Here is a 23477-nt window from a genome sequence, read left to right on the forward strand (position 1 = left end):
GGTGCGGGGTGGAGCAGTCTGGCAGCTCGTCGGGCTCATAACCCGAAGGTCGTAGGTTCGAATCCTACCCCCGCTACCATTTATCGCTTGAAATGGCCCCGCGCGGGGCTTTGTTTTTTTTGCGGTATTGCACGGCGACAGCCCGCACCCGGGCGGCAGCGAGGATTGGGGTGCAGCAAGGGTGGGCCAATGGCCCATTTTTTGTTTCTGCTCCATGCAATTGCAGGGCATGAAGCCCGGATGAGGCGCGTGATGAGCAAGGGTCGTATACAACTGATTGCCCTGCTGGAACCGCCGGTAGAGGCACTGGGCTACGAGTTGACAGACCTGGAGTTCAGCGTTGGCGGAGGGCGCAGGGTTCTTCGCCTGTTTATCGACCGGCCCGAGGGGATTCGTGTCGAGGATTGCGAAGCGGTAAGCCGGCAGATCAGCGGCTTGCTGGACGTTGAGGACCCGATTCAGGGTGACTACGACCTTGAAGTCTCTTCTCCGGGCATGGACCGGAAGCTGGTAAAGCCGGCGCACTTTGACCGGTTTGCCGGCCAGCCGGTCAAGGGACGGTTCAGGGCGAAGATTGCGGGGCGCCGCCGGTTTGCGGGGGTGCTGATTGGCCGCGATGGCGACAAGGCCAGGCTGGACCTTGACGGTGCCGAGGTGAAGGTACCGATTGAGGACATTGAACTGATACGGCTGGTTCCGGAATTCTGACCAGTCTTGCATGAAGCGAAGATACTGCGCGCAGGTGTACCGATTATGAGCAAGGAAATTCTGCTGGTGGCCGAAGCCGTCTCGAACGAGAAGGCAGTTGACCGTGAAATAATTTTTGAGGCGCTGGAAGCCGCGCTGGCTTCGGCAACCCGCAAGCGTTATGGCGACGACGATGTCGATGTGCGCGTCAACATCAACCGAGTCACCGGCGAATATGACACATTCCGTCGCTGGAAAGTCTTCGCGGATGATTCCACCGAGCTTGAGACGCCCGCGCGCGAGCTGCGCATGATTGATGCGGTCGATATCGACCCGGCAGCGGAGCCTGGCGGGTACGTGGAACAGCTCATTCCCTCGGTGGAATTCGGCCGCATTGCTGCCCAGACGGCGAAGCAGGTCATCGTGCAGAAAGTACGGGAAGCAGAACGCAAGAAGGTGGTCGAGGAGTTTGAAGGACGCGTTGGCCAGCTGTTGTCCGGCGTCGTGAAACGCGTTGACCGCAACGGCGTGTACGTCGACCTGGGTGGCAATGCCGAGGGCTTCATCCCGCGTGAGCACATGATGCCCCGGGAGCCGGCCAGGCCGCAGGACCGTATCAAGGCGCTGCTGCGCGAAGTTCGCTCGGAGCCGCGCGGTCCGCAGCTGTTCTTGACCAGAACTTCACCGCAGTTTCTGCTTGAGCTGTTCAAGATCGAAGTCCCGGAGGTTGGTCAGGGGCTGATTGAAATCCTCGGTGCAGCGCGTGACCCCGGCCTGCGGGCGAAGATCGCGGTAAAGAGCAACGACCGCCGCATTGATCCGGTCGGCGCCTGTGTCGGTATGCGTGGTTCGCGTGTGCAGGCTGTCTCCAATGAGCTGGCCGGCGAACGTGTGGACATCATTCTCTGGAACGAGAGTCCGGCCCAGTACGTGATCAATGCCATGTCGCCTGCCGATGTCAGCTCCATCGTGGTCGATGAGGAAAGCCACAGCATGGATCTCGCTGTTCAGGAGGACAAGCTGTCCCAGGCCATCGGTCGTGGCGGCCAGAATATCCGCCTGGCGAGCGAACTGACCGGCTGGGAACTCAACGTCATGACCGAGGCAGCTGCCGAGGAAAAGAGCGAGAAGGAGTCCCGGGTGCTGCTGGACCTGTTCAAGGAGAAGCTGGACGTGGACGAGGAAGTGGCACTGATCCTTGTGCAGGAAGGCTTCTCGAGCATCGAGGAGATCGCCTACGTGCCTGCCAACGAGTTGCTCGGCATCGAGGAATTTGACCAGGACATGGTTGATGAACTGCGTAACCGGGCCCGCGATGTGCTGATTACCCTGGCCATCCAGAATGAGGAAAAGATCGACAAGGCACCTCCGGCACAGGATCTGCTGAGTCTGGAGGGGATGGATCCGGCGCTGGCCGGTCAGCTTGCCAGGCGCGGCATCTGTACGCGCGATGATCTGGCTGAACAGGCAGTAGACGATCTGGAGGGTATAGAGGGGCTTGATGACGAGCGCTCGGCGAAGCTGATCATGGCGGCGCGTGCGCATTGGTTCGAACAGGAGTCAGCCGGTTGATCTTTATTGACCTGCCAGTACGCGGGGTAAGCCTATGTCGGAAGTGACGGTCACGCAGTTTGCAGATGCCCTGAAGATTCCCGTGGAGAAGCTCCTGGCCCAGCTGGGTGAGGCAGGGATATCCGTGGAAGGTGCGGATGCGGTTATCAGTGATGATGCCAAGCAGAACCTGCTTACGCATCTGCGCCGTACGCACGGTCATGATGACAGCAGCGCGGCGGCGGCCGCAGCGCCCCGCAAGATCACACTGAACCGGCGCACATCGACAGAAATCAAGGTGGGTGCGGGGCAGGGGCGTGCGAAGACCGTAACTGTCGAGGTGCGGCGCAAGCGTACCTATATCAATCGGGGTGTTCTTGAAGATGCTGCCAGGAAGCAGCAGGAGGAACAGGACCGGCTGCGCGCCGAGGAGCAGGCCAAGGCCGATCAGGCGCGTGAACTCGAGCAGCGCGAGCTTGAGCGCGTGCAGCGCGAGAAGGAGCAGGCGGAGACTGAAGCCAGACAGAAGGCCGAGGAAGAAGCCCGCCGGGTCAGCGAAGAAACTGCGCTGCAGGAAACAGAGAAAACACGGGCCCGGACCGAGGAAGAAACGCGGAAACGTGATGTCGAGGCCCGTCAGCGACGTGAGGCGATCGGCAAGCGCGAGGTGCGCCGCGAGGTCGTTGAAGTGCTGGCCGCAAGTCCGGAGGAGGATCTTCCGGATGACAAAGGCACTCTTTTCGGTCGTCAGGAGCTGCATGTCGCTGCCGATGCCAGCGGGCGGCGCAAGAAGAAAAAGGCGCGCCGACGAACGGTGGCCGTATCTGTGGACAGCAGCCGGCATGGCTTTGAGCGGCCTACCGCGCCGGTAGTTCGTGAGGTCGCAATCCCGGAGACCATCAAGGTAGGCGATCTGGCGCAGCGTCTGGCAGTCAAGTCGACTGACGTTATCCGTTCGCTGATGAAGCTGGGTGTGATGGCAACCATCAACCAGGCCATCGATCAGGATGCCGCCACTCTCGTCGTCGAAGAGTATGGGCACATCGCCAAAGCCGTAAAGGTCGAGGATCTGGAAGACCTGATCAGGCCGGGCGAAGACGATGCCGGAGAAATGAAACCACGCCCCCCGGTAGTGACGGTGATGGGTCACGTGGACCATGGCAAGACTTCGCTGCTGGACTATATTCGTCGCACAAAAGTGGCCTCCGGAGAGGCCGGCGGGATCACCCAGCACATCGGTGCTTACCATGTTGAAACGGCCAAAGGCCCGGTGACCTTCCTGGATACGCCTGGCCATGCTGCATTTACATCCATGCGTGCACGTGGCGCCAAAGTTACCGACATCATCGTGCTGGTTGTTGCTGCAGATGACGGTGTGATGCCGCAGACGGAAGAAGCCATCGTGCATGCGCGCGCAGCGGGCGTTCCGATTGTGGTTGCGGTCAACAAGGTCGACAAGAGCGATGCCGATCTGGATCGGGTTCGGCAGGAGCTGGTTGCCAAGGAAGTTGTGCCCGAAGAGTGGGGCGGTGACACGATGTTCGTCAATGTCTCGGCAAAGACCGGGCAGGGTATCGATGATCTGCTCAGCGCAATTTTGCTGCAGGCCGAAGTGCTGGAACTGGCTGCTGTAGACGAAGGGCGTGCGGCGGGCGTGGTTATCGAATCCAGTCTTGAGAAGGGCCGGGGAGCGGTTGCCACTGTGCTGGTTACCCGTGGGCGGCTGAAGCTTGGCGATGCGTTGCTGGCCGGCCATGAGTACGGTCGGGTACGTGCGATGACCAACGAGCGTGGTGAGCCGGTTACAGAAGTCGGTCCGTCGCAGCCGGTATCTGTTCTTGGACTGTCAGGTACCCCGAATGCCGGTGATGACGTCCTGGTGCTTGAGGATGAGCGCAAGGCGCGCGAGCTCGCGCAGTTCCGCCTGGCGCGTACCCGCGACACGAAGCTTGCCCAGCAGCAGGCTACGAAGCTTGACGACGTATTCAGTCAGTTTGATGCCTCACAGCCCAAGACGCTGCAGTTGCTGATCAAGGCCGACGTTCAGGGTAGTGCAGAAGCGCTGAGCGATGCGATGAGCAAATTGTCACATGATGAAGTGCAGGTGAAGGTCATCGGCACAGGGGTCGGTGGTCTGAGCGCCTCGGACATCACGCTTGCCGCGGCCTCAAAGGCCATCATCATTGCGTTCAATGTCCGGGCCGATGGAGCCGGTCGCCAGGCTATCAAGGACACCGGTGTTGATGTTCGCTATTACAGCATCATCTACCAGGCCATCGATGATGTCCGCGCGGCGATCACGGGCATGTTGTCTCCGGTTGTCCGGGAGCAGATCGTCGGTCTGGCAGAGGTTCGGGATGTCTTCAAGTCGCCGAAATTTGGCGATATCGCCGGGTGCCTTGTCATCGATGGTTATGTACGGCGCAATAACCCGCTTCGGGTCCTCAGAAACAATGCCGTTATTTACGAGGGTGAACTCGAGTCGCTGCGGCGCTTCAAGGACGATGTCAACGAGGTCCGTGCGGGTACCGAGTGCGGTATCGGCATTCGTAATTACAATGACGTGAAACCCGGGGACCAGATTGAGTGCTATGAGCGGATTACGGTTGAACGGACCGCTTGAGTCCGGTGTCCTGAAGGGTAGCTGACCGTCATGGCCCGTGAATTCCAGCGGAGCCGCCGTATCGAGGAACGGATCCAGCGACTGTTGTCCGATGTAATCCGCACCCAGGTGCGCGATCCACGCGTTGAAGGTGTCGTTATCACCCACGTACGGGTATCACGTGATCTGGGCGTTGCCTGGGTTTACTACGCGAGCTATGAAGGGAATGGGCACCTGAGTCCCGACCTTCAGGCTGGTCTGGACAGGGCAAGTGGTTTTCTCCGTTCCCATCTCGCACGCGAACTCAACACCCGTACGGTTCCGGAAATACGTTTCCGCTATGACGACTTGGGGGAAAAAAGCCGGGAACTTGATCGCCTGATTGATACCGCGGTCGGTGCATCGAAGTCAGATCCGCATCCCGGGCAGAATCCGGAGGGGACTGAAGGGCCATCCGCAAAGGCTGAAAAGACGTGACCGGCACCCGATCCGGGGTGCGGTCCGGTGGAGCGAGGCCCCCCGGAGTTCGCCGGAAAGTGGATGGACTGCTGTTGCTGGACAAGCCGTCCGGCGTCACCTCCAATGCCGCGCTACAAAAGCTGAAGTGGCTGTACGCAGCGCGCAAGGCAGGTCATACGGGGAGCCTGGACCCGCTTGCTAGCGGTATGTTGCCGCTGTGTTTCGGCGAGGCCACGAAGTTCTCGCAGTACCTGCTCGGGGCCGACAAGACGTATCTCGTGCGGGCCAGATTCGGAGCCCGTACCGATACGGCCGATTCTGACGGGACCGTTGTCGAAAGCACGGAAGTCCGGATTCCCGATGAGGCGACGCTCAGGCGAGCGGTGCAGCATTTAACGGGTTCGATCGCACAGGTCCCGCCTATGTATTCGGCATTGAAACACCAGGGGCAACGGCTCTACGAGCTTGCAAGAGCAGGCCGGGAAGTTGAGCGTCCGGCCCGGCCCGTGGTGATCTACAGCTTCGAGATCGAGCATTTCGATCCCGTTGCCCCGGTCTTCAGAGTTCGCTGCAGTAAAGGCACGTATATACGTGTTTTAATTGAAGATGTAGCTAAAGAAATCGGGTCTCTCGCGCATGTAATCGAGTTGCGCCGAACCTCTGTCGGTGGCTTTGAGGAGGCGGCGATGCTCACGGTTGAGCAATGCATGGTCGCTGCAGATGAGGGGACGAAGGCGCTCGATGCGCTCCTCCTGCCGCTCGATGAAGTCGCCGGGCAATGGCCGCTGGTCAGGCTGCAGACCGAAGAGGCAAGGCTCCTGCTGCGCGGCAGTCAGATCGCTGCACCAAACGGACAGTCAACGGGCATGGTTCGCCTCTATACGGAGGGCGGCAGTTTCTTCGGAATGGGTGAGGTAATGACGGATGGCCGGCTGTTGCCCCGGCGCTTGCTGGCGCATGGTTCGGCTGCCCGGGACGGGGATCTCTCGCTGACTCAGCTATCCCTGTGACCGATACATGGTTAGAATAGCGCCGGATTACATGGGCTGATTTACAAAAGTTTGGCAACAGGAGAAGGCTGGAATGCCCCACACGGCTGAAGCGAAGAGCAAGATTGTTGGTGAGTACCGCCGCGGCGCGGCTGATACGGGTTCGCCTGAGGTGCAGGTTGCACTGATGTCGGCGCGCATCACAGAGTTGACTGATCACTTTACCCGCCACCAGAAAGACCATCATTCCCGTCAGGGTCTGCTTCGTCTTGTCAATCAGCGGCGCAAGCTGCTGGATTATCTGCGTTCGACGGATGTCGCACGCTACAAGAGCCTGATCGAGAAGCTTGGTCTGCGTCGCTAGTCGGGCGTCGGGTTCACGTACCGCTCCGGATTTATTGGACCAGTCGGCCCTGAACGGCGACTGGTCCCTCTCTCCATTGCCTTGCCAGAAAATTTGAGGAATTCATTGTGGCTATAGTCAAGAAGTCTTTTCCCTACGGCGAACATCAGGTAAGCATCGAGACTGGCGAGATCGCCAGGCAGGCCGGTGGTGCTGTGGTCGTCAGCATGGGCGATACCATCGTGCTGGTTACGGCGGTCGCAAAAAAGGAAGCGGTGCCAGGCAAGGACTTCTTTCCGCTGACTATCGATTATCAGGAAAAGACCTTTGCAGCCGGCCGCATCCCTGGCGGCTTTTTCCGTCGCGAGGGTCGTCCGAGTGAAAAGGAGACGCTGGTTTCCCGCCTGATTGACCGGCCGCTTCGTCCCCTGTTCCCCAAGGGGTTTCTCAACGAAGTACAGGTGATCGCCACCGTCATATCGGTGGATCCGCAGATCGATTCTGATATCCCTGCCATTCTCGGTGCCTCGGCAGCTGTAGCGCTTACCGGCGCACCCTTCATGGGTCCGATCGGTGCCGCGCGCGTCGGATACATCGATGACAAGTTTGTCCTGAATCCGTCCGCGGCACAGCTGGCCACATCGAAGCTCGACCTCGTTGTTGCCGGCACTTCGAAAGCCGTGCTGATGGTGGAATCATCTGCCCAGCAGCTCTCCGAGACCGTCATGCTCGATGCAGTCATGTTTGGTCATGCGCAGATGCAGGTCGCCATCGAGGCGATTCGGGAACTCGCCGCCGAAGCGGGCAAACCGGTCTGGGACTGGCAGCCGCCGGCGGGTGACCCGGGTCTGGTTGCCGCGGTGGTGGCGGCGGTTGGCGAGCAGTTCTCCGCCGCATACAAGGTTCAGGACAAGCAGCTCCGCACTGCTGAAGTCGCCAGGATCAAGGAGCAGACGATTGCAGCGCTGCTTGTGGACGGAGGTCCGACCAAGGAAGCTATCGCTGCTGAACTTTCGCGCCTTGAGAAAAAGATCGTGAGGGGGCAGATTCTCGCCGGTCAGCCGCGTATCGACGGCCGCGACACCCGTACGGTTCGGCCCATTGCGGTGCGAACAGGCCTTCTGCCCAGAACACATGGTTCTGCGCTGTTTACCCGCGGTGAGACACAGGCCTTGGTTGTAGCCACGCTGGGTACTGACCGCGACGCCCAGATCATCGATGCGATTACCGGCGAGTATCGCGACCGTTTCATGTTGCACTACAACTTCCCTCCCTACAGCGTGAACGAAACAGGGCGGGTTGGGTCTCCCAAGCGGCGCGAAATTGGTCATGGGCGTCTCGCCAGGCGCGGTATCCAGGCCGTGCTGCCTGATATGCAGACCTTCCCGTACGTCGTGCGGGTTGTTTCAGAAATTACCGAATCGAATGGCTCCAGTTCAATGGCCACGGTTTGCGGTACCAGCCTCGCCCTGATGGATGCGGGCGTTCCGCTGGCTGCTCCTGTTGCCGGTGTGGCCATGGGCCTGATCAAGGACGAGGATCGTTATCAGGTACTCACCGATATTCTGGGTGATGAAGATCATCTGGGTGACATGGACTTCAAGGTCGCCGGCAGCGCCACGGGCGTGACAGCGCTGCAGATGGACATCAAGATTGATGGCATCACGCGCGAAATCATGCAGGACGCACTGGCGCAGGCGCGCGAGGGCCGCCTGTATATCCTCGAGCAGATGAACAGCGTGCTCTCGTCACACCGTCAGCAGATGTCTGACTGGGCACCGACCATCATCATGATGCGGATCGACCCGGAAAAGATCCGGGATGTGATCGGGAAAGGTGGCTCGGTTATCCGCGCGATCACTGAGGAAACTGGCGCAACCATCGATATCGATAACGATGGTACGGTAAAGATCGCATCGGTTCAGGCCGCTGCCGGGCGCGAAGCCAAACAGCGCATCGAACTGATCACTGCAGATGTCGAGGTAGGCCGGATCTACGAGGGCAAAGTCGCCAGGCTGATGGACTTCGGTGCCTTCGTCACTATTCTCCCGGGCCGCGACGGTCTGGTCCACATCTCGCAGATTTCGGATGAACGCGTAGAGCGTGTCGGTGACAAGCTGAACGAAGGCGATGTCGTACGCGTCAAAGTGCTTGAAGTAGACCGGCAGGGCAGGGTTCGGCTGAGCATGAGAGGACTGGACGCCGCCTGACGTCCAGCCTTTTTCGCCACAAAGACGCCGCTATTGGTGGCGGCTCAGACGGTATAACCCGCTGTAGCTGCCATTGATACATTTCCGCTGCTTCCGGAGCCGGCTGCAACAGGCGATTGCTTGTCCAGCAGGTTCTTCAGTGCGCGGTCGAGACGGGCAGGAAGTTCCGGATCACGATCCAGTGCGCCGAGCCTGATCATGGTGGCCAGAAATTCAGCGGACAGCAAAGGGGTATTGTCACGCTGGGTTTCAGCAATGATCTGCAGCAGCACGGGCGTGGTGATATCGGCACCTGTTGCCTGTTCTACAACCTTGACCTGGGAACCCTTGGTGATCAGCTCCCGCAGATCGTCCAGATTTACATAGCGGCTTTGAGTGGTGTCGTAGAGTCGGCGATTAACGTATTTTCGAATCAGTCTCTGCTCGCCCATCGTAGGTACCTCCGTGGTTTCAGGGACAGGCTCCAAGCCACTTATCCCGCGTTGGACAGTTCCAACTACCACTTATAGACCTGTTCCAGTCGAATTTAGTTCGCGCTGCAGCTCAACTTCTGTCTGATTCGATTATCGTCGGATAATCATTGCCTTACAGCAGATTTCTCGACAGTTACCGGTGCCTGTCATCACGCTCGCCATACTGCCGCTCGGCGAGTTCGCGCCGTTCCTGGGCCTCCAGGCACAAGGTCGCGACCGGGCGGGCCTCCAGGCGCTTCAGGCCGATTTCCTCACCCGTCTCTTCGCAATACCCATAACTCTTGTCATCGATGCGTGCCAGCGCCGACGCGATCTTCTTCAGGAGCTTGCGTTCCCGGTCCCTGGTGCGCAGTTCCAGTCCGAACTCGGATTCCTGCGTGGCCCGGTCATTCGGATCAGGAAAATTGCTGGCCTCATCCTGCATATGGTGAACAGTGCGATCTACCTCTTCCATCAGCTCCCGCTTCCAGGCCAGGAGTACCTCACGGAAGTGCTCAAGCTGAGCATCGTTCATGTAGCTTTCGCCGGCCTTGGGTTTGTAAGGCCGGATTCCATGTATCAATGCATTCGGATCATATTCATAAGTTTCCGACTTCAATGCCGAAGACTTTGCGCGTGCCTTGCTGGCCGCCTTGCGCGGGGCGGTGCCCGCTGAAGGTCGCGCTGCGGTCCTGGACACGTTCTTTGCCGGTGCCCGGCTGGTGGCAGCACGCTTGGCCGGCTTTGCAACAGCCTTCTTTTTCGCCGGCTTTGCCGGCTTCGTGGCTGGTTTTGCTGCCGGTCTTGCTGCCGGTTTTACCTTGCCTTTAGCTGCCGCCGCCTTGACACCAGTCCTGCGGGTGCCACTACGAGTCTTGGCGGTGGCAGAGGCTGTTTTGGTCTTTGCGGAAGGCTTGGCTTTGCGGGCCGGTCGCTTTGCTGCAGGCATGTAATGAATCCCAAAGGGCTCGGTAAACCGCCGAATTATACATAGCCGGGGCCGGGCGCAAAGACCCGTAACCGGTTTCGGGATGCCCGGATGTCGGTACCTATACCTGGTCTGCTTCGCGCGACGGCAGGCGGACCGGGACCTCGGCTTGCCAGCCGGACTGCCTGTGTTCGGCGACGATCGATGTATAAATCCCGCCCCGGACGTTGAAATCCGCGCTCAGGCGCATGAAGCGGGGTGCTACCGTTCTCACCAATTCATTCAGGATATCGTTGGTCACCGCCTCGTGAAAAACCCCCCGGTCACGGAAAGACCAGATGTAGTTTTTCAGGGACTTCAGTTCGATACACAGCTTATCGGGAATGTACTCCAGATGGAGTACAGCGAAATCCGGCTGCCCCGTGCGCGGACAGAGGCAGGTAAATTCCGGAAGGCGCATGCGAATGGTGTAGGGTCTCGCCGTTTCCGGGTTCTGGAAGGTCTCCAGAACAGGCTGATCTGAATCGTTGCTGTTCACAATAGCTGGCTCGTTTGTATGGGCGTGCAGATGATTACTGATCTCCCGGCTTTGGGTGTGCAAGGCCGGGATTTAATTTACACTAGGTCCGCCGCACCCGTTAGTGTTGTTACTCATCCTGGACGTCTGAAATTATGCGACTCAGCAAGATAAAGCTTGCGGGTTTTAAGTCCTTTGTGGACCCGACCACCGTTCACTTTCCCAGTAATCTGGTCGGTGTCGTCGGCCCGAACGGCTGCGGGAAGTCGAACATCATCGATGCGATCCGCTGGGTCATGGGTGAGACTTCCGCCCGGCACCTGCGGGGCGACTCCATGGAGGACGTCATATTCAGCGGGTCCAACTCGCGGAAACCGGTCGGTTCAGCATCCATCGAGCTGTTCTTCGATAATTCCGACGGTGCGCTTGGCGGCCAATACGCAAGTTATGCAGAGATCTCGATCCGCCGCATGGTCAGTCGTGACGGCATATCGCAGTACTTTCTGAACAACACGCGATGCCGGCGCAAGGACATCACGAGCCTGTTCATGGGGACAGGTCTCGGGCCTCGCAGCTACGCCATTATCGAGCAGGGCATGGTGTCCCGCCTTGTCGATGCGAAGCCGGAGGAAATGCGCAGCTATATTGAGGAAGCAGCGGGGATATCCAAGTACAAGGAGCGGCGCCGGGAGACCGAATCCCGTATCCACAATACGCGTGAAAATCTTGCGCGCCTTTCAGACCTTCGTACCGAGGTCGAGAAGCAGATCAGGCACCTGCAGCGTCAGGCCCAGGTGGCCGAACGTTACAAGACCCTGAAGCAGCAGGAGCGGCAACTTGAGGCCGAGTTGCTCTCGATGCGCCTCGCTGAGCTTGATCAGGGCCTGGGCGCGCAGCGAAGCGAGCTGTCTGCGCGGCAGACCGGGCTGGAGGCAGCGATTGCGGGGCAGCGGCAGGTGGAGGCGGATATCGAACGGGCGCGGGCCCGCCACGTCGAGGTCAGCGACCGTTTTACAGCCGTCCAGGCAAATTACTATTCGGTTCAGGGCGAAATTGCCCGGCTTGAGCAGACGATTGCGCACAACCGTGAATCGCGGGAACGCCAGTTGAAGGAGCTTGTCGGTGCACAGACCGAACTGGCGAACCTCAGCACGGAGGTGGGGCGTGATACGGCGCTGGTAGCCGGCCTTGCTCTCGAGCTTGCGGATTTTGAGCCGCGACTCGAGGCAATCCAACGCGAGGCAGAACAGGCGGGCGAGGAACTGCGTGGCAGTGAGGCTGCACTGGCGGACTGGCAACAGCGCTGGCACGGCTTCAATCTCGACGTAAAGGAGCAGCAGCAGCTCCGCCAGCTTGAGCAGACCCGGCTTGAACATATCGGTGCGCATCGCGACCGTCTGTCCCGGCAGCTGGATTCGGTAGAGGGCGAAAGATCATCGATATCCGTGGTTGATCTGGAAGCCAGACTGCAAGTGCAGCTGCAGAATCAGGCGGAGACGTTGGCAAGTCTTGAGGCCGAGACGCGAAACCTGGAAGAGGTGGAGCGCCGGCTCGTGGCGCAGCGCGAGGCAGAGCGGCAGCTGGGAGCGGATGTCCTGCAGCTTCGCGGTGAGCTGGAGTCGCGGCGTGGGCGTCTGGACACCTTGCGCGCAATCCAGAACACGGCTTTCGGTAATGAGGAAGCGGTGCTGGGTGAGTGGCTTGCCGGTACCGGGCTTGCGCGCCGCCGCCGGCTGGTTCAGGAACTCGTCGCCGACGACCGATGGACGCGCGCGATCGAGACCGTGCTGGGAGATTTTCTCCAGGCAATCTGTGTCGAAGACTCGACCCGCCACCTGTCTGCCTTGCCGGACACGAGTCTGGTGCTGCTGGATTCCGGGCCTCCGGACGGCGATGCGGAAACCGCGCCTGGAACCCTTGCAGCGCACGTCAGGAATGCCGGTCAGTTGCAGGGCATGCTGTCGGCGGTGCGCTGCGCAAATACCCTGGATGAAGCGCTGACGCTTCGCGGGTCGCTGAAATCCGGCGAATCCGTTATTACCCCGGATGGTGTGTGGCTTGGTGTGCACTGGCTGCGTATCAGTCGCGGGCAGCGCCACGTTGGCATGATGGCACGGGAGCAGGAGATTCGTGCCCTGTCGGATGCTGTAGCCGAGCACGAGGTGCGTGCGGAGTTGCTGTCCGGCAACCGGATCGAGGCACGTCAGGAAATCGAGGCCCTCGAGCAGCGGCGGCTGGATGCACAGAGCCGGCTGACCGAGGCAAATCGCCAGAGTCTTGAAGCTACCGCGTTCGTTGCCGGGCTGCAGACCGAGCTTGACCGCGCACGCCAGAGACTGGAGACCCTTGATCAGGACAGCAGTACGGTGCAGGACGAGCTGGTTTCTGTCGGTGCCGCAATCGACGAGGCCCGTGATCGACTTGTCGCCGCAGAAGCCGCGCTTGCCGCACTCGAGGAACGTCGGCCGGGCTTGCGGCAGGAGCAGGATGACTTGCTGCTTGCCTATAACCGTCTCCGGGAGCGGACTGAAGATCGCCGCAATGCGGTTGCACAAACCCAGATCGACTATGAAGGTCGCAGAACAGCACACGGTGCGGCGGTCGCAGCTCTCGAGCGACTGGTTGCCCAGCAACGTCAACTCGATCAGCGCATGGCGATGCTGCGCGAAAACATCAGTGCAAGCGAGGCTCCGCTGCAGGAGTTCCAGCAGGAACTGGACGGGTATCTGGCGCGTCAACTTGAAATCCAGCAGGAACTCAACCAGCAGCGGGAAGAGTTGTCAGCCGTCGAATCGGAGGTCAAGACAGCCGAACTGCACAGGCATGAACTTGAGAAACAGGTCGAGGCCTCTCGCGAGCTGGTGGAGGGCCTTCGAGTCAGTGTCCGCGAACTGGAGGTGCGGCGCGAAGCACTTGCTGAGCGCTTCGCTGCGACGGGAATTGCGATGGCTGATATGGAGGGCCAGCTTCCGGAGAATGCCAATGCCGGGGAGTGGGATCAGCGATTGCAGGCAGTTCGCGCGTCTGTGGAGCGGCTCGGACCCATCAACCTCGCCGCCATCAGCGAGTTCTCGGAACAGTCTGAACGCAAAACCTATCTGGATTCACAGCATGCTGACCTCAGCGCTGCGCTCGAGACACTCGAGCATGCCATCCGGCGTATAGACCGTGAAACGCGGACCCGGTTTCAGGAGACTTTCGACAACATCAATACGGGTCTGAAGCGGCTGTTCCCCCGTCTCTTCGGTGGTGGGCACGCCTATCTCAGTCTGGATGGCGACGACCTGCTCAGTTCGGGTGTGACCGTCATGGCCCGGCCGCCGGGCAAGCGCAACAGCCATATTCACCTGCTCTCCGGCGGTGAAAAGGCGCTGACGGCGGTGGCACTGATATTCTCGATTTTCGAGTTGAATCCGGCGCCTTTCTGCCTGCTGGACGAGGTCGATGCGCCACTGGACGAGGCCAACGTAAATCGCTTCTGCGATATCGTTCGCGAAATGTCCGGTACCGTGCAGTTCATCGTGATCACACACAACAAGACGACGATGGAAATGGTCAGGCAGTTGACTGGCGTTACCATGAACGAACCTGGCGTATCCCGTCTCGTGGCGGTGGATATCGATGAGGCAGTCAAGCTTGCAGCCAGTTGAGGGCTGATTCGTGGAAGAACTCCGTTGGGTTCTGCTGCTCGCCGCCGTTCTGGTCCTGGCGGCAGTGTTTGTCTGGAGCCGTTACAGGGCAAAGCTCGCCAGGGCCATCCCAGCTTCGCTGCGCAAAACCCCGGCGCCATCCGTGCGCATTGAGCCGGAACTTGAGCCTCCAGGCGCTGCCGCGGCCAGCGGCACAGCACCGGTGGTCCTGCCGGACAAGATTGTCACTATCCGTCTGCTATGCCGGGACAAGCGCGGCTTTGCCGGTGATGAACTCGTGCTCGCGCTTCGCGACAATGGACTCCAGCACGGCCGCTTCGGCATTTTTCATCACTACCCTGATGACGGTGTCGGGAGCGATGCCGGTACCGAGCCGGTATTCAGCGTGGCAAGCCTCACCGAGCCCGGTTCGTTTGACCTGACCCGGCTGCGTAACGACAGTTTTCCCGGAGTCAGCCTGTTCATGGGCCTGCCGGGACCGATGGACGGTGTTGCTGCTTTTGATGCGATGGTTGCGACCGCCCGATCCATTGCCGCACAGCTTGAGGGTGACCTGGTAGACGAGCAAGGCAGCACACTCAGCATTCAGCGTGAGCGCTATTTGCGCGAGGAAGTGATCCAGTTCCAGCATCGACAGGGGCGTGGCTGAGGCGTCGCAGCGCATGGCAACGAAGGCGACCCCGGGACAGGTGAGACGTGCAGCCGAGCTGCGGCAGCTGCTTGTCGCACACAATCGTCAGTATTACGAACTCGACGATCCGGTTATCCCGGATGCGGAATACGATCGACTGTTTCAGGAACTCCTGGCACTGGAACGCGATTTTCCCGATTTGGCGACGATTGATTCACCAACCCGGCGCGTCGGCGGGGCAGTGGCCAGCGGGTTCGCCGAGATCGTTCACGGGGTGCCAATGCTGTCGCTGGATAACGCCTTCAGCGATCAGGATGTCACGGATTTCGACCGGCGGGTCCGCGAACGGCTTGGCCGTGAAACAGTAGTCTATTCGGCCGAGCCCAAGCTGGATGGTGTTGCCATCAGCCTGACTTACGAGCAGGGACTTCTGGTGCGAGCGGCCACGCGTGGCGATGGGGCTGTTGGCGAAGACGTGACACATAACATCCGGACCATCAATTCGGTGCCATTGAAGCTGCACGGGGAGCGCGTTCCGGAGCGCATGGAAGTTCGCGGTGAGGTTTACATGCCGCGCGAGGGCTTTCTGGCACTCAACAAGCGGGCCGTGCAGTCGGGTGACAAGCTCTTTGCCAATCCGCGCAATGCTGCGGCCGGCAGTCTCAGGCAACTGGATCCTCTGGTGGCAGCCCGGCGACCGCTTGAATTGTTTGCCTATGGCGTTGGCCTCGTGACCGGCGGTGAACTGCCGGAGCGGCATAGTGAGACGCTGCGCATGCTGGCCGGGTGGGGCCTGCCGATCTGCTCTGAGGTTGCGGTGCTCAGTGGTGCCGACGCCTGTCTGCGGTACTACCGTGATCTGTCAGCGCGTCGTCACGCTTTGGCTTTTGACATCGATGGCGTGGTCTACAAGGTCGATGACTATGCGGGTCAGCAAGAACTGGGCTTTGTGGCGCGCGCCCCGCGGTGGGCGATTGCGCACAAGTTTCCCGCTGAAGAACGGTCGAGTCGCGTCGAGGCGATCGACTTCCAGGTCGGACGAACCGGCGCACTGACCCCCGTTGCGCGCCTGAATCCGGTCTTTGTCGGTGGGGCGACAGTCAGCAACGCGACCCTGCACAATTTTGCCGACCTGCACCGCAAGGATGTGCGCGTCGGTGACACGGTCGTGGTGCGCCGGGCGGGTGATGTGATTCCCGAGATCGTCTCGGTAGTTCTTGAGCGCAGACCCGCTGGGACCAGTGAGGTCGCCGTTCCCGTCAGCTGCCCCGTGTGCGGGTCCGAAGTGGTTCAGACAGAAGGCCAGGTGGTCGTTCGCTGCAGCGGCGGGCTTGTCTGTCCCGCGCAGCGCAAGCAGGCGCTGCGTCATTTCGCGTCACGGCGGGGGATGGATATCAGCGGTCTTGGTGACCAGCTCATCGATCAGCTTGTCGACAGTGGTCTGGTCCGGACTGCCGCCGATCTCTACCGTCTCGACAGTGCCGGGCTCAGTTCACTGGACCGCATGGGCGAGCGCTCTGCAGAGAAGCTGATTGCTGCCATTTCGCGCAGCCGGAAGACCACGCTTGCACGTTTTCTGTACGCGCTGGGCATTCCGGAAGTTGGTGATGCCACCAGTCGCCTGCTGGCCAGCTATTTTGGCAGTCTGGAGAAACTTGCTGGCGCCAGTGAAGACCAGTTGCAGGCGGTGCCCGATATCGGTCCGGTAATGGCGGCAGGAATTGCTGCCTTTTTCCGGCAGCGGGACAACCGGACAATTGTCGATGAATTGCGTGCGTCGGGCGTTGGCTGGGATGACCTTCCTGCGCCGGAGCACAGCAATCAGTCGCTTCGTGGCCAGAGCTTTGTCCTCACCGGTACGCTTGCGGCGATGGGCCGTGATGAGGCCAAAGCGAAAATCGAGTCGCTCGGTGGCAAGGTCAGCAGCAGCGTGTCAGCCCGTACCACATATCTTGTATGTGGCGAGAATCCCGGTTCGAAGCTGGCCCGGGCTGTTTCGCTCGGTGTACAGGTGCTGGATGAACCGGCATTGCTGGCTTTGCTGCGATAACCGATGGTGCGGGGAAGCTGCAGTTCACAAAGTCAGAACTGCAAATTGCCGGTAGTGTGCGGGACGCTGCATAATCTGCTGACTGGCGATGGATCCGCCGCGCAGAACAGAAAAGCATTTCATGACCGGACAACAGTTTCCTTTGCATGTACAGGCCCGATTGCCGGAGCGCATAGAGCGCCTGAATGACCTGGCTTCCAATCTCTGGTTCAGCTGGCATCGGCCAACGCGCCAGCTTTTCGATACTCTCGACCGGAGCCTGTGGTGGCGGACCGGCCGGAATCCGAAAGTATTCCTGCGCTGTATTGACCAGTCGATTCTGGAACTGGCAGCCAGGAATGACACTTTTCTGGGCGCTTATCGTCGCGCGGTTGCCGAGTATGACTCGTACCTCGAACAGAAGGTCGAAGGCTACGAGCCGGCTGGCCTGGATCAGGATAACCTCATCGCCTATTTCTGTGCCGAGTTCGGCTACCACGAGAGTTTTCCGATTTATTCAGGTGGTCTCGGAATTCTCGCTGGCGACCATTGCAAGACGGCGAGTGATCTGCGCCTGCCTTTCGTCGCCGTCGGCCTGCTTTATCGGCAGGGTTACTTCAATCAGCGGATCGACGAGCATGGTCAGCAGATCGCCGAGTATGGCTGTATCGAGGCCTATGACGCACCGGTTCAGGCTACCCGCGATGCGGCAGGCAAAGAGGTCGTTGTTCACTGCCAGATCGACGGCCGCCAGGTCGCGGTCAAGGTCTGGCAGGCGGGAGTAGGGCGCATCAATGTTCTGCTGCTCGACACGGACCTTGTACAGAATGAGCCGACCGACCGGCAAATCACCAGGCAGCTCTATGGTGGCGACAGCCAGCTCCGGCTGCAGCAGGAGATCATTCTCGGCATTGGCGGTGTGCGCGCCCTGCGGGCTGCCGGATTGGCTCCACAGGTCTGGCATATCAATGAGGGACATGCTGCATTTCAGGTCATTGAACGGGTGCGCGAACTGGTCGTTGGCGGCCTGGTGTTTGACGCGGCGATTGAAGTCGTGGCGGCAAATACGGTATTCACGACGCACACGCCGGTATCGGCCGGGCATGATGTATTTGGTCCTGAGTCGGTCCTGAACCACTTTCGTACTCTGGTGCCCGAGCTGGGTATCACCGAAGAGGCGTTCCTGAATCTGGCGCGGGAGAACAGTTCGCATCCCGGTTTCAACATGACCAGGCTTGCACTGCGCGGATCGCGGCACGTCAATGGCGTCAGTCGGCTCCATGGCCGGGTGACGTCGAATATCTGCGCGGGGGCGTGGCCGGAAGTGCCGGCAGCCGAGAACCCGGTCGGCTATGTGACCAACGGCGTTCACGTTCCGACTTTCATGCAGAAGGAATGGTCAGATCTGCTGGAGCAGAATCTCGGACCGTCATGGCGATACCAGATCACTGATCGCGAGCTGCTCAGCAAGATCGACGACATTCCAGACGGGCGGTTCTGGTACGTCAACCAGCAGGTCAAGGCCGCGATGCTCTATGGTCTTCGCGAGCGTTTGCGTCGCCAGCACAGCCGCAATCAGCTGTCCGAGGCGCATGTGCACCGGTTGCTGAAGTACCTGGATCCGGAGCGCCCCGATGTACTGACGATCGGCTTCGGGAGACGTTTTGCCACCTACAAGCGAGCAACCCTGCTGTTGCAGGATCTTGGCTGGCTGAAACAGATCGTTGATACCGATGAACGCCCGGTGGTATTTGTTTTTGCCGGCAAGGCGCACCCTGCTGATATGCCGGCACAGGAACTCCTGAAGGAGTTGCACCGTGTCAGTCAGCTGCCAGAGTTCTCGGGAAAGCTGCTCATTGTTGAAGGCTATGACATGGGCCTCGGCAGAATGCTGACTTCAGGTGTTGATGTCTGGCTGAATACACCGGTCTATCCGATGGAGGCCAGTGGCACTTCCGGCATGAAGGCGGCGATCAACGGAACTGTCAATGTCAGCGTTCTCGATGGCTGGTGGGCCGAGGCCTATGACGGAGAAAATGGCTGGGCGATTCCTCCCTCGCCACGCTCCGATGATACGGCCGAGCGGGACTGGCACGATGCCCGGACCCTCTATGAAATCCTCCAGGATGAAGTGATACCGCTCTACTATGCGCGTGACGAGCGCCTCGGTTATTCGCCTGGCTGGGTACGCAAGTGCAAGCGCTCGATGTCGACCATTCTGCCCAACTTCAACATGAATCGCGTTGTTCACGACTACGCAGGGCTCTTCTACGCGCCGGCAGCGCAGCGCGGAAAGCTGATGAGCGCAGATGGTTATGCGGCGGCACTGACGCTGGCTGACTGGAAGAAACGCGTGCATGAAGCCTGGCCTGGCGTCAGTCTGCGACTGGCAGCACCTGTCGGGCAGCGTATCGATTTCAATGAGCCGGTTACCGTTGAAGTGGACGTGGTGCTTCATGGCCTGGCGCCGGAAGACTTGCGCCTTGAATGTCTGCTGACGCGCGAACTCTGCTCTGAACTGACGGTTTCAGTGAAACGTTTTGCAGAGCGCGGTGCTGCAGAGCGCGGCACGCGGATCGTGGGCAATGACCATGCCTACGTGGAAATCTTCGAGCCGGCGGGTGCGGCCGACAGTGAAGGTGTGCAGCGCTATCGCGTGGTCTTTCGTCCGCCGTGGTGTGGGGCACTGAATCTGGAGATCAGGGCGGTTCCCTGGCATGTGCACCTCGCGCACCCCTATGAAATGGGACTCATGCGCTGGATGTAGCGCAGGCGCGCCGCTCAGCCTGTCGGTGCCAGAATCACGCCGGCCAGGGGCGGCAGGCTGATCAGCACCGACCAGGGTTGATGCATGCACGGTACGGCTTCAGCCGTCAGCGGGACAGGGTTGCCCAGATCGCTGCCGCCGTAGAATCGGGAGTCTGAATTCAGGATCTCCCGATACTGACCTGCGTGCGGAACACCGATCCGGTATCCGGTGCGCGCCACCGGGGTAAAATTGAGCGCGATCAGCAGACATTCATCCCTGCTCCGGCGCAGGTAACTCAATACCGAGTTTTCGGCATCTTCCCAGCTCAGCCACTGAAAGCCGCTGGCGTCAAAATCAAGCGCGTGCAGGGCGGAGTGTGCCGCGTAGATGTGGTTCAGGTCGCGCACCAGTCGCTGCATGCCACCATGACGCGGGTCATCCAGCAGGTGCCAGGGCAGCGACTCCCGCACGTTCCATTCCGAGGGCTGTGCCAGTTCACTGCCCATGAACAGGAGCTTCTTGCCCGGATAGGTCCATTGGTAGGTATAGGCAAGACGCAGATTGGCCAGGCGCTGCCAGTCATCGCCGGGCATCTTGCCCAGCATGGACCGCTTCAGGTGTACGACTTCGTCGTGCGAGAGAGGGAGCACAAAATTCTCGCTGAAGGCATAAACAGGACCAAATGTCAGCAGGTCATGGTGATGTTTGCGATAGACAGGATCCAGCGAAAGGTACTTCAGCGTGTCGTGCATCCAGCCCATGTTCCATTTCATGCTGAAGCCGAGACCGCCCAGATCAACCGGCCGGCTCACGCCAGGCCAGGCGGTTGATTCTTCGGCAATGGTGATCGAGCCGGGAAAGTCCCGGTGGGTCATGGCATTCAGTTCGCGCAGGAAGGATACGGCTTCCAGGTTCTCGTTCCCGCCGTGCCTGTTTGGCAGCCACTGACCCGGGCGGCGCGAGTAATCCAGATACAGCATCGAAGCGACTGCATCGACCCGCAGACCATCGACATGGAATTCCTCCAGCCAGAAGCGAGCGCTCGACAGCAGAAAGCTGCGCACTTCACAGCGATCGTAATTGAAAACCAGTGTTCCCCAGTCAGGATGGCTGCCCTTCCTGGGGTCGCTGTATTCGTACAGCGGTGATCCGTCGAAGCGGGCCAGCCCATGGCTGTCGCGGGGAAAATGTCCGGGCACCCAGTCGAGGATCACCCCCAGACCGGCACGGTGGCAGGTATCGATCAGATAACGCAGATCATCGGGTGAGCCAAACCGGCAGGTTGCAGCAAAATAGCCGACGGGCTGGTAACCCCATGACTCATCCAGTGGATGCTCCGTTAGCGGCATCAGTTCGATATGGGTGAATCCGAGCTCCGCCGCATAGGGCACCAGCAGGTCGGCCGCAGCACGATAGCTGAGTGGCTGCTGACCAGGTCCGTGCCGCCAGGAGCCCAGATGGACTTCATAAATGGAGACCGGCGCATGCAGCCACTGCCAGCCGGTGCGCGCGGTCATCCACTGGTCGTCATGCCAGCGGTATGCCGATTGCGGCCGCGCTATGGAAGCGGTCGCCGGGCGCAGCTCTGACTCGCGGGTCCACGGATCGCTTTTCAGCAGCAGCTCACCGCTCTGGCGATTGCGGATCTCGTACTTGTAGATGGTGCTCGGGAGGCCAGGTACAAACAGCTCCCAGACGCCCGAACTTCCGCGAACCCGCATCGGATGACAGCGGCCATCCCACTGATTGAAGTCGCCGACGATGCTGACCCGCTCGGCCTCAGGCGCCCAGACTGCGAAGCGAATCCCGGGAATCCCGTCTGCCGAGACCTGATGATTGCCCATGAAGCGATAAGCCGAGCTGTGCAGTCCGGCGTTGAACAGGTTCAGATCCGAGTCGGCCAGCTGCGGGGGGAAGCAGTAGGGATCAAAGTGCTCGTCGCTTGTTCCGTCGCTTGCAAGTGTTCGCAGGCGATAACGTGCCGGGACCAGCCTTGCCGGGCCATGCCACTCGAACAGGTCGGTATCACCAACCCGGGTCAGCGCGAGCCCGGATTCTGCGATGCTGACTGCCGCAGTGTGGGGCAGAAGCGCCCGTACCACGACCTCCTCGGAGCCTGCGGGGTGCCGGCCGAGTATTTCGAAGGGATCGTGGTGCCGCGCCTCCATGAGGCGCTGCAGGGCGGTATCGGTGACAGCAGTGAGTGGAGGCGTTTTCTGTGGGTCTGGTGGCCGCATGGTCAGCTTCGAGCCTTGTCAATCCGGGTGAACAAGCAGCCGTATGGTGTTACATTCATTGGCAGTGTGACACATCGGGCGATGGGGCGGTCATGAGCATCTTCTATCCGGGCAGTACCGCAAAGCCAATGCGTTCGGGGCGCTTTGTAAGCCAGCTTACCAAGAGCACCATGGCCATCGTAATGGCAGGTGGGCGGGGCGAGCGGTTGCGCCAGTTGACAGAGCACCGCGCCAAGCCGGCAACGCCGTTCGGCGGGAAGTACCGCATTATCGATTTCAGCCTTTCCAATTGCGTCAATTCCGGAATCCGGCAGATTCTGGTCATGACACAGTACAAATCACATTCTCTTACCCAGCATATCCAGCGTGGCTGGGGTTATTTGCGTGGCGAACTGGGTGAGTTTGTCCAGCTGGTTCCTGCCCAGCAGAAACTCGGCGAGCTCTGGTACCGGGGGACCGCCGATTGCGTGTACCAGAACCTCGATATCATCCAGGCGCATGACCCGGAACTGGTACTGGTCCTCGCGGGCGACCACGTATACAAGATGGACTACGGTCCGATGATCGCATTTCATGTGGCTCGTGCAGCTGACGTGACGCTTGGCATGGTGCAGGTACCCGTTAATCAGGCGCATGAATTCGGCATTGCGACGCTCGATGCGGATCAACGTATCGTGAAGTTCAGTGAAAAGCCCCGTAATCCCGAGCCGATGCCGGGCCGCAATGATGTCGCGCTCGCATCAATGGGTATCTATGTGTTCAGCGTCGACTATCTGCGTGCTGCGCTGAATCGCGATGCGGAGGATGCGGTCTCGGCGCATGATTTTGGCAAGAACATCATCCCGGCAGCAATCGCTGCCAGCAGCCGGGTATTTGCCTATCCCTTTGAGAGCGTTGAAACCGAGGCACAGGCCTATTGGCGCGATGTGGGTACGGTCGACGCGTTTTACGCGGCAAACATGGAGCTTATCTTCGTCAGCCCGGAGTTGAATCTTTATGATTCCGAGTGGCCGATCTGGACCTATCAGGAGCAGACCCCCTGCGCAAAGTTTGTACTCGACGAGGACGGCAGGCGAGGGGTTGCGATCAATTCTATGGTTGCGGGCGGCTGTATCGTTTCCGGGGCACTGGTCCGCGAGTCCCTGCTGTTTTTCAACGTCACCGTCAATGAGCGCAGCGAGGTGTTTCGCGCGGTCATATTGCCCGATGTCACGATTGGACGTGGTTGTCGCATCAGCCGGGCGATCGTGGATGAAGGCTGCTCGATACCGGACGGTATGGTGATTGGCGAAGACAACGCACTGGACCGGCGCCGTTTCCATGTGACCGAGCAGGGTGTGGTCCTTGTCACCCAGGACATGCTGAAGAACTGCAGCGTTTCCGCATCCGGTCCGGCTCCGACTGTATCTCCCGTTGCCCAGCCCCATACCGCAGGCTGAGCGG

The 23477-nt window shown here is 60.0% G+C and carries 16 protein-coding genes and 1 tRNA gene; 13 read left to right on the top strand and 4 right to left on the bottom strand.

Features of this window, described 5'->3' with window-relative positions; translation table 11 throughout:
* Positions 1–2 precede the first annotated feature (2 nt).
* From H6979_01775 to pnp, 8 genes are all read left to right on the top strand, one after another.
* Positions 3–79 (top strand) — tRNA-Met (locus H6979_01775).
* 173 nt (positions 80–252) lie between these two features.
* Positions 253–708: a ribosome maturation factor RimP gene (rimP, locus tag H6979_01780; GenBank protein ID MCP5138573.1), complete on the top strand. Its 456-nt coding sequence runs from the start codon at positions 253–255 to the stop codon at positions 706–708.
* Between the two features lie 45 nt (positions 709–753).
* On the top strand, positions 754–2259 hold the full coding sequence (gene nusA, locus H6979_01785; GenBank protein MCP5138574.1) for a transcription termination/antitermination protein NusA: 1506 nt from the start codon (positions 754–756) through the stop codon (positions 2257–2259).
* Between the two features lie 34 nt (positions 2260–2293).
* Positions 2294–4861, top strand: coding sequence for a translation initiation factor IF-2 (gene infB, locus H6979_01790; GenBank protein MCP5138575.1), 2568 nt, complete (start codon positions 2294–2296; stop codon positions 4859–4861).
* A gap of 30 nt (positions 4862–4891) precedes the next feature.
* Positions 4892–5317, top strand: a complete 426-nt coding sequence (gene rbfA, locus H6979_01795) for a 30S ribosome-binding factor RbfA (GenBank protein ID MCP5138576.1) — start codon at positions 4892–4894, stop codon at positions 5315–5317.
* 17 nt (positions 5318–5334) lie between these two features.
* The gene (gene truB / locus H6979_01800) at positions 5335–6309 is read left to right on the top strand and encodes a tRNA pseudouridine(55) synthase TruB (protein MCP5138577.1); all 975 of its coding nucleotides are present in this window, start codon (positions 5335–5337) and stop codon (positions 6307–6309) included.
* A gap of 73 nt (positions 6310–6382) precedes the next feature.
* Positions 6383–6652, top strand: coding sequence for a 30S ribosomal protein S15 (rpsO, locus tag H6979_01805; protein ID MCP5138578.1), 270 nt, complete (start codon positions 6383–6385; stop codon positions 6650–6652).
* 107 nt (positions 6653–6759) lie between these two features.
* Complete coding sequence (gene pnp / locus H6979_01810; GenBank protein MCP5138579.1) at positions 6760–8841, top strand: polyribonucleotide nucleotidyltransferase; 2082 nt, start codon at positions 6760–6762, stop codon at positions 8839–8841.
* A gap of 44 nt (positions 8842–8885) precedes the next feature.
* Here pnp and H6979_01815 read toward each other — a convergent pair whose 3' ends face one another.
* The 3 genes from H6979_01815 to queF all read right to left on the bottom strand — a co-directional run bounded on the left by H6979_01815 (position 8886) and on the right by queF (position 10759).
* Complete coding sequence (locus H6979_01815) at positions 8886–9272, bottom strand: polyhydroxyalkanoate synthesis repressor PhaR (protein MCP5138580.1); 387 nt, start codon at positions 9270–9272, stop codon at positions 8886–8888.
* A gap of 175 nt (positions 9273–9447) precedes the next feature.
* Positions 9448–10242: an RNA polymerase-binding protein DksA gene (gene dksA / locus H6979_01820; protein ID MCP5138581.1), complete on the bottom strand. Its 795-nt coding sequence runs from the start codon at positions 10240–10242 to the stop codon at positions 9448–9450.
* 100 nt (positions 10243–10342) lie between these two features.
* A complete protein-coding gene (gene queF, locus H6979_01825; protein MCP5138582.1) occupies positions 10343–10759 on the bottom strand; it encodes an NADPH-dependent 7-cyano-7-deazaguanine reductase QueF in 417 nt (138 codons plus the stop codon).
* Positions 10760–10893: 134 nt separating this feature from the next.
* Here queF and smc point away from each other — a divergent pair, with 134 nt between their 5' ends.
* From smc to glgP, 4 genes are all read left to right on the top strand, one after another.
* Positions 10894–14388 carry a chromosome segregation protein SMC gene (gene smc, locus H6979_01830; GenBank protein MCP5138583.1) on the top strand — a complete coding sequence of 1165 codons (3495 nt, stop codon included), beginning with the start codon at positions 10894–10896 and terminating at the stop codon, positions 14386–14388.
* A 10-nt stretch (positions 14389–14398) separates the two neighbouring features.
* Complete coding sequence (locus H6979_01835; protein MCP5138584.1) at positions 14399–15037, top strand: cell division protein ZipA C-terminal FtsZ-binding domain-containing protein; 639 nt, start codon at positions 14399–14401, stop codon at positions 15035–15037.
* A gap of 13 nt (positions 15038–15050) precedes the next feature.
* Positions 15051–17069, top strand: coding sequence for an NAD-dependent DNA ligase LigA (gene ligA, locus H6979_01840; GenBank protein MCP5138585.1), 2019 nt, complete (start codon positions 15051–15053; stop codon positions 17067–17069).
* A 121-nt stretch (positions 17070–17190) separates the two neighbouring features.
* Positions 17191–19815, top strand: coding sequence for an alpha-glucan family phosphorylase (gene glgP, locus H6979_01845; protein ID MCP5138586.1), 2625 nt, complete (start codon positions 17191–17193; stop codon positions 19813–19815).
* 14 nt (positions 19816–19829) lie between these two features.
* Here glgP and glgB read toward each other — a convergent pair whose 3' ends face one another.
* Positions 19830–22034: a 1,4-alpha-glucan branching protein GlgB gene (glgB, locus tag H6979_01850; protein MCP5138587.1), complete on the bottom strand. Its 2205-nt coding sequence runs from the start codon at positions 22032–22034 to the stop codon at positions 19830–19832.
* A 128-nt stretch (positions 22035–22162) separates the two neighbouring features.
* Here glgB and glgC point away from each other — a divergent pair, with 128 nt between their 5' ends.
* Positions 22163–23473 (top strand): glucose-1-phosphate adenylyltransferase, encoded by a 1311-nt coding sequence (gene glgC / locus H6979_01855; protein ID MCP5138588.1) that lies wholly within the window; start codon positions 22163–22165, stop codon positions 23471–23473.
* Positions 23474–23477: the final 4 nt, after the last annotated feature.

Source organism: Chromatiales bacterium (assembly GCA_024234935.1).
GTDB lineage: Bacteria > Pseudomonadota > Gammaproteobacteria > Steroidobacterales.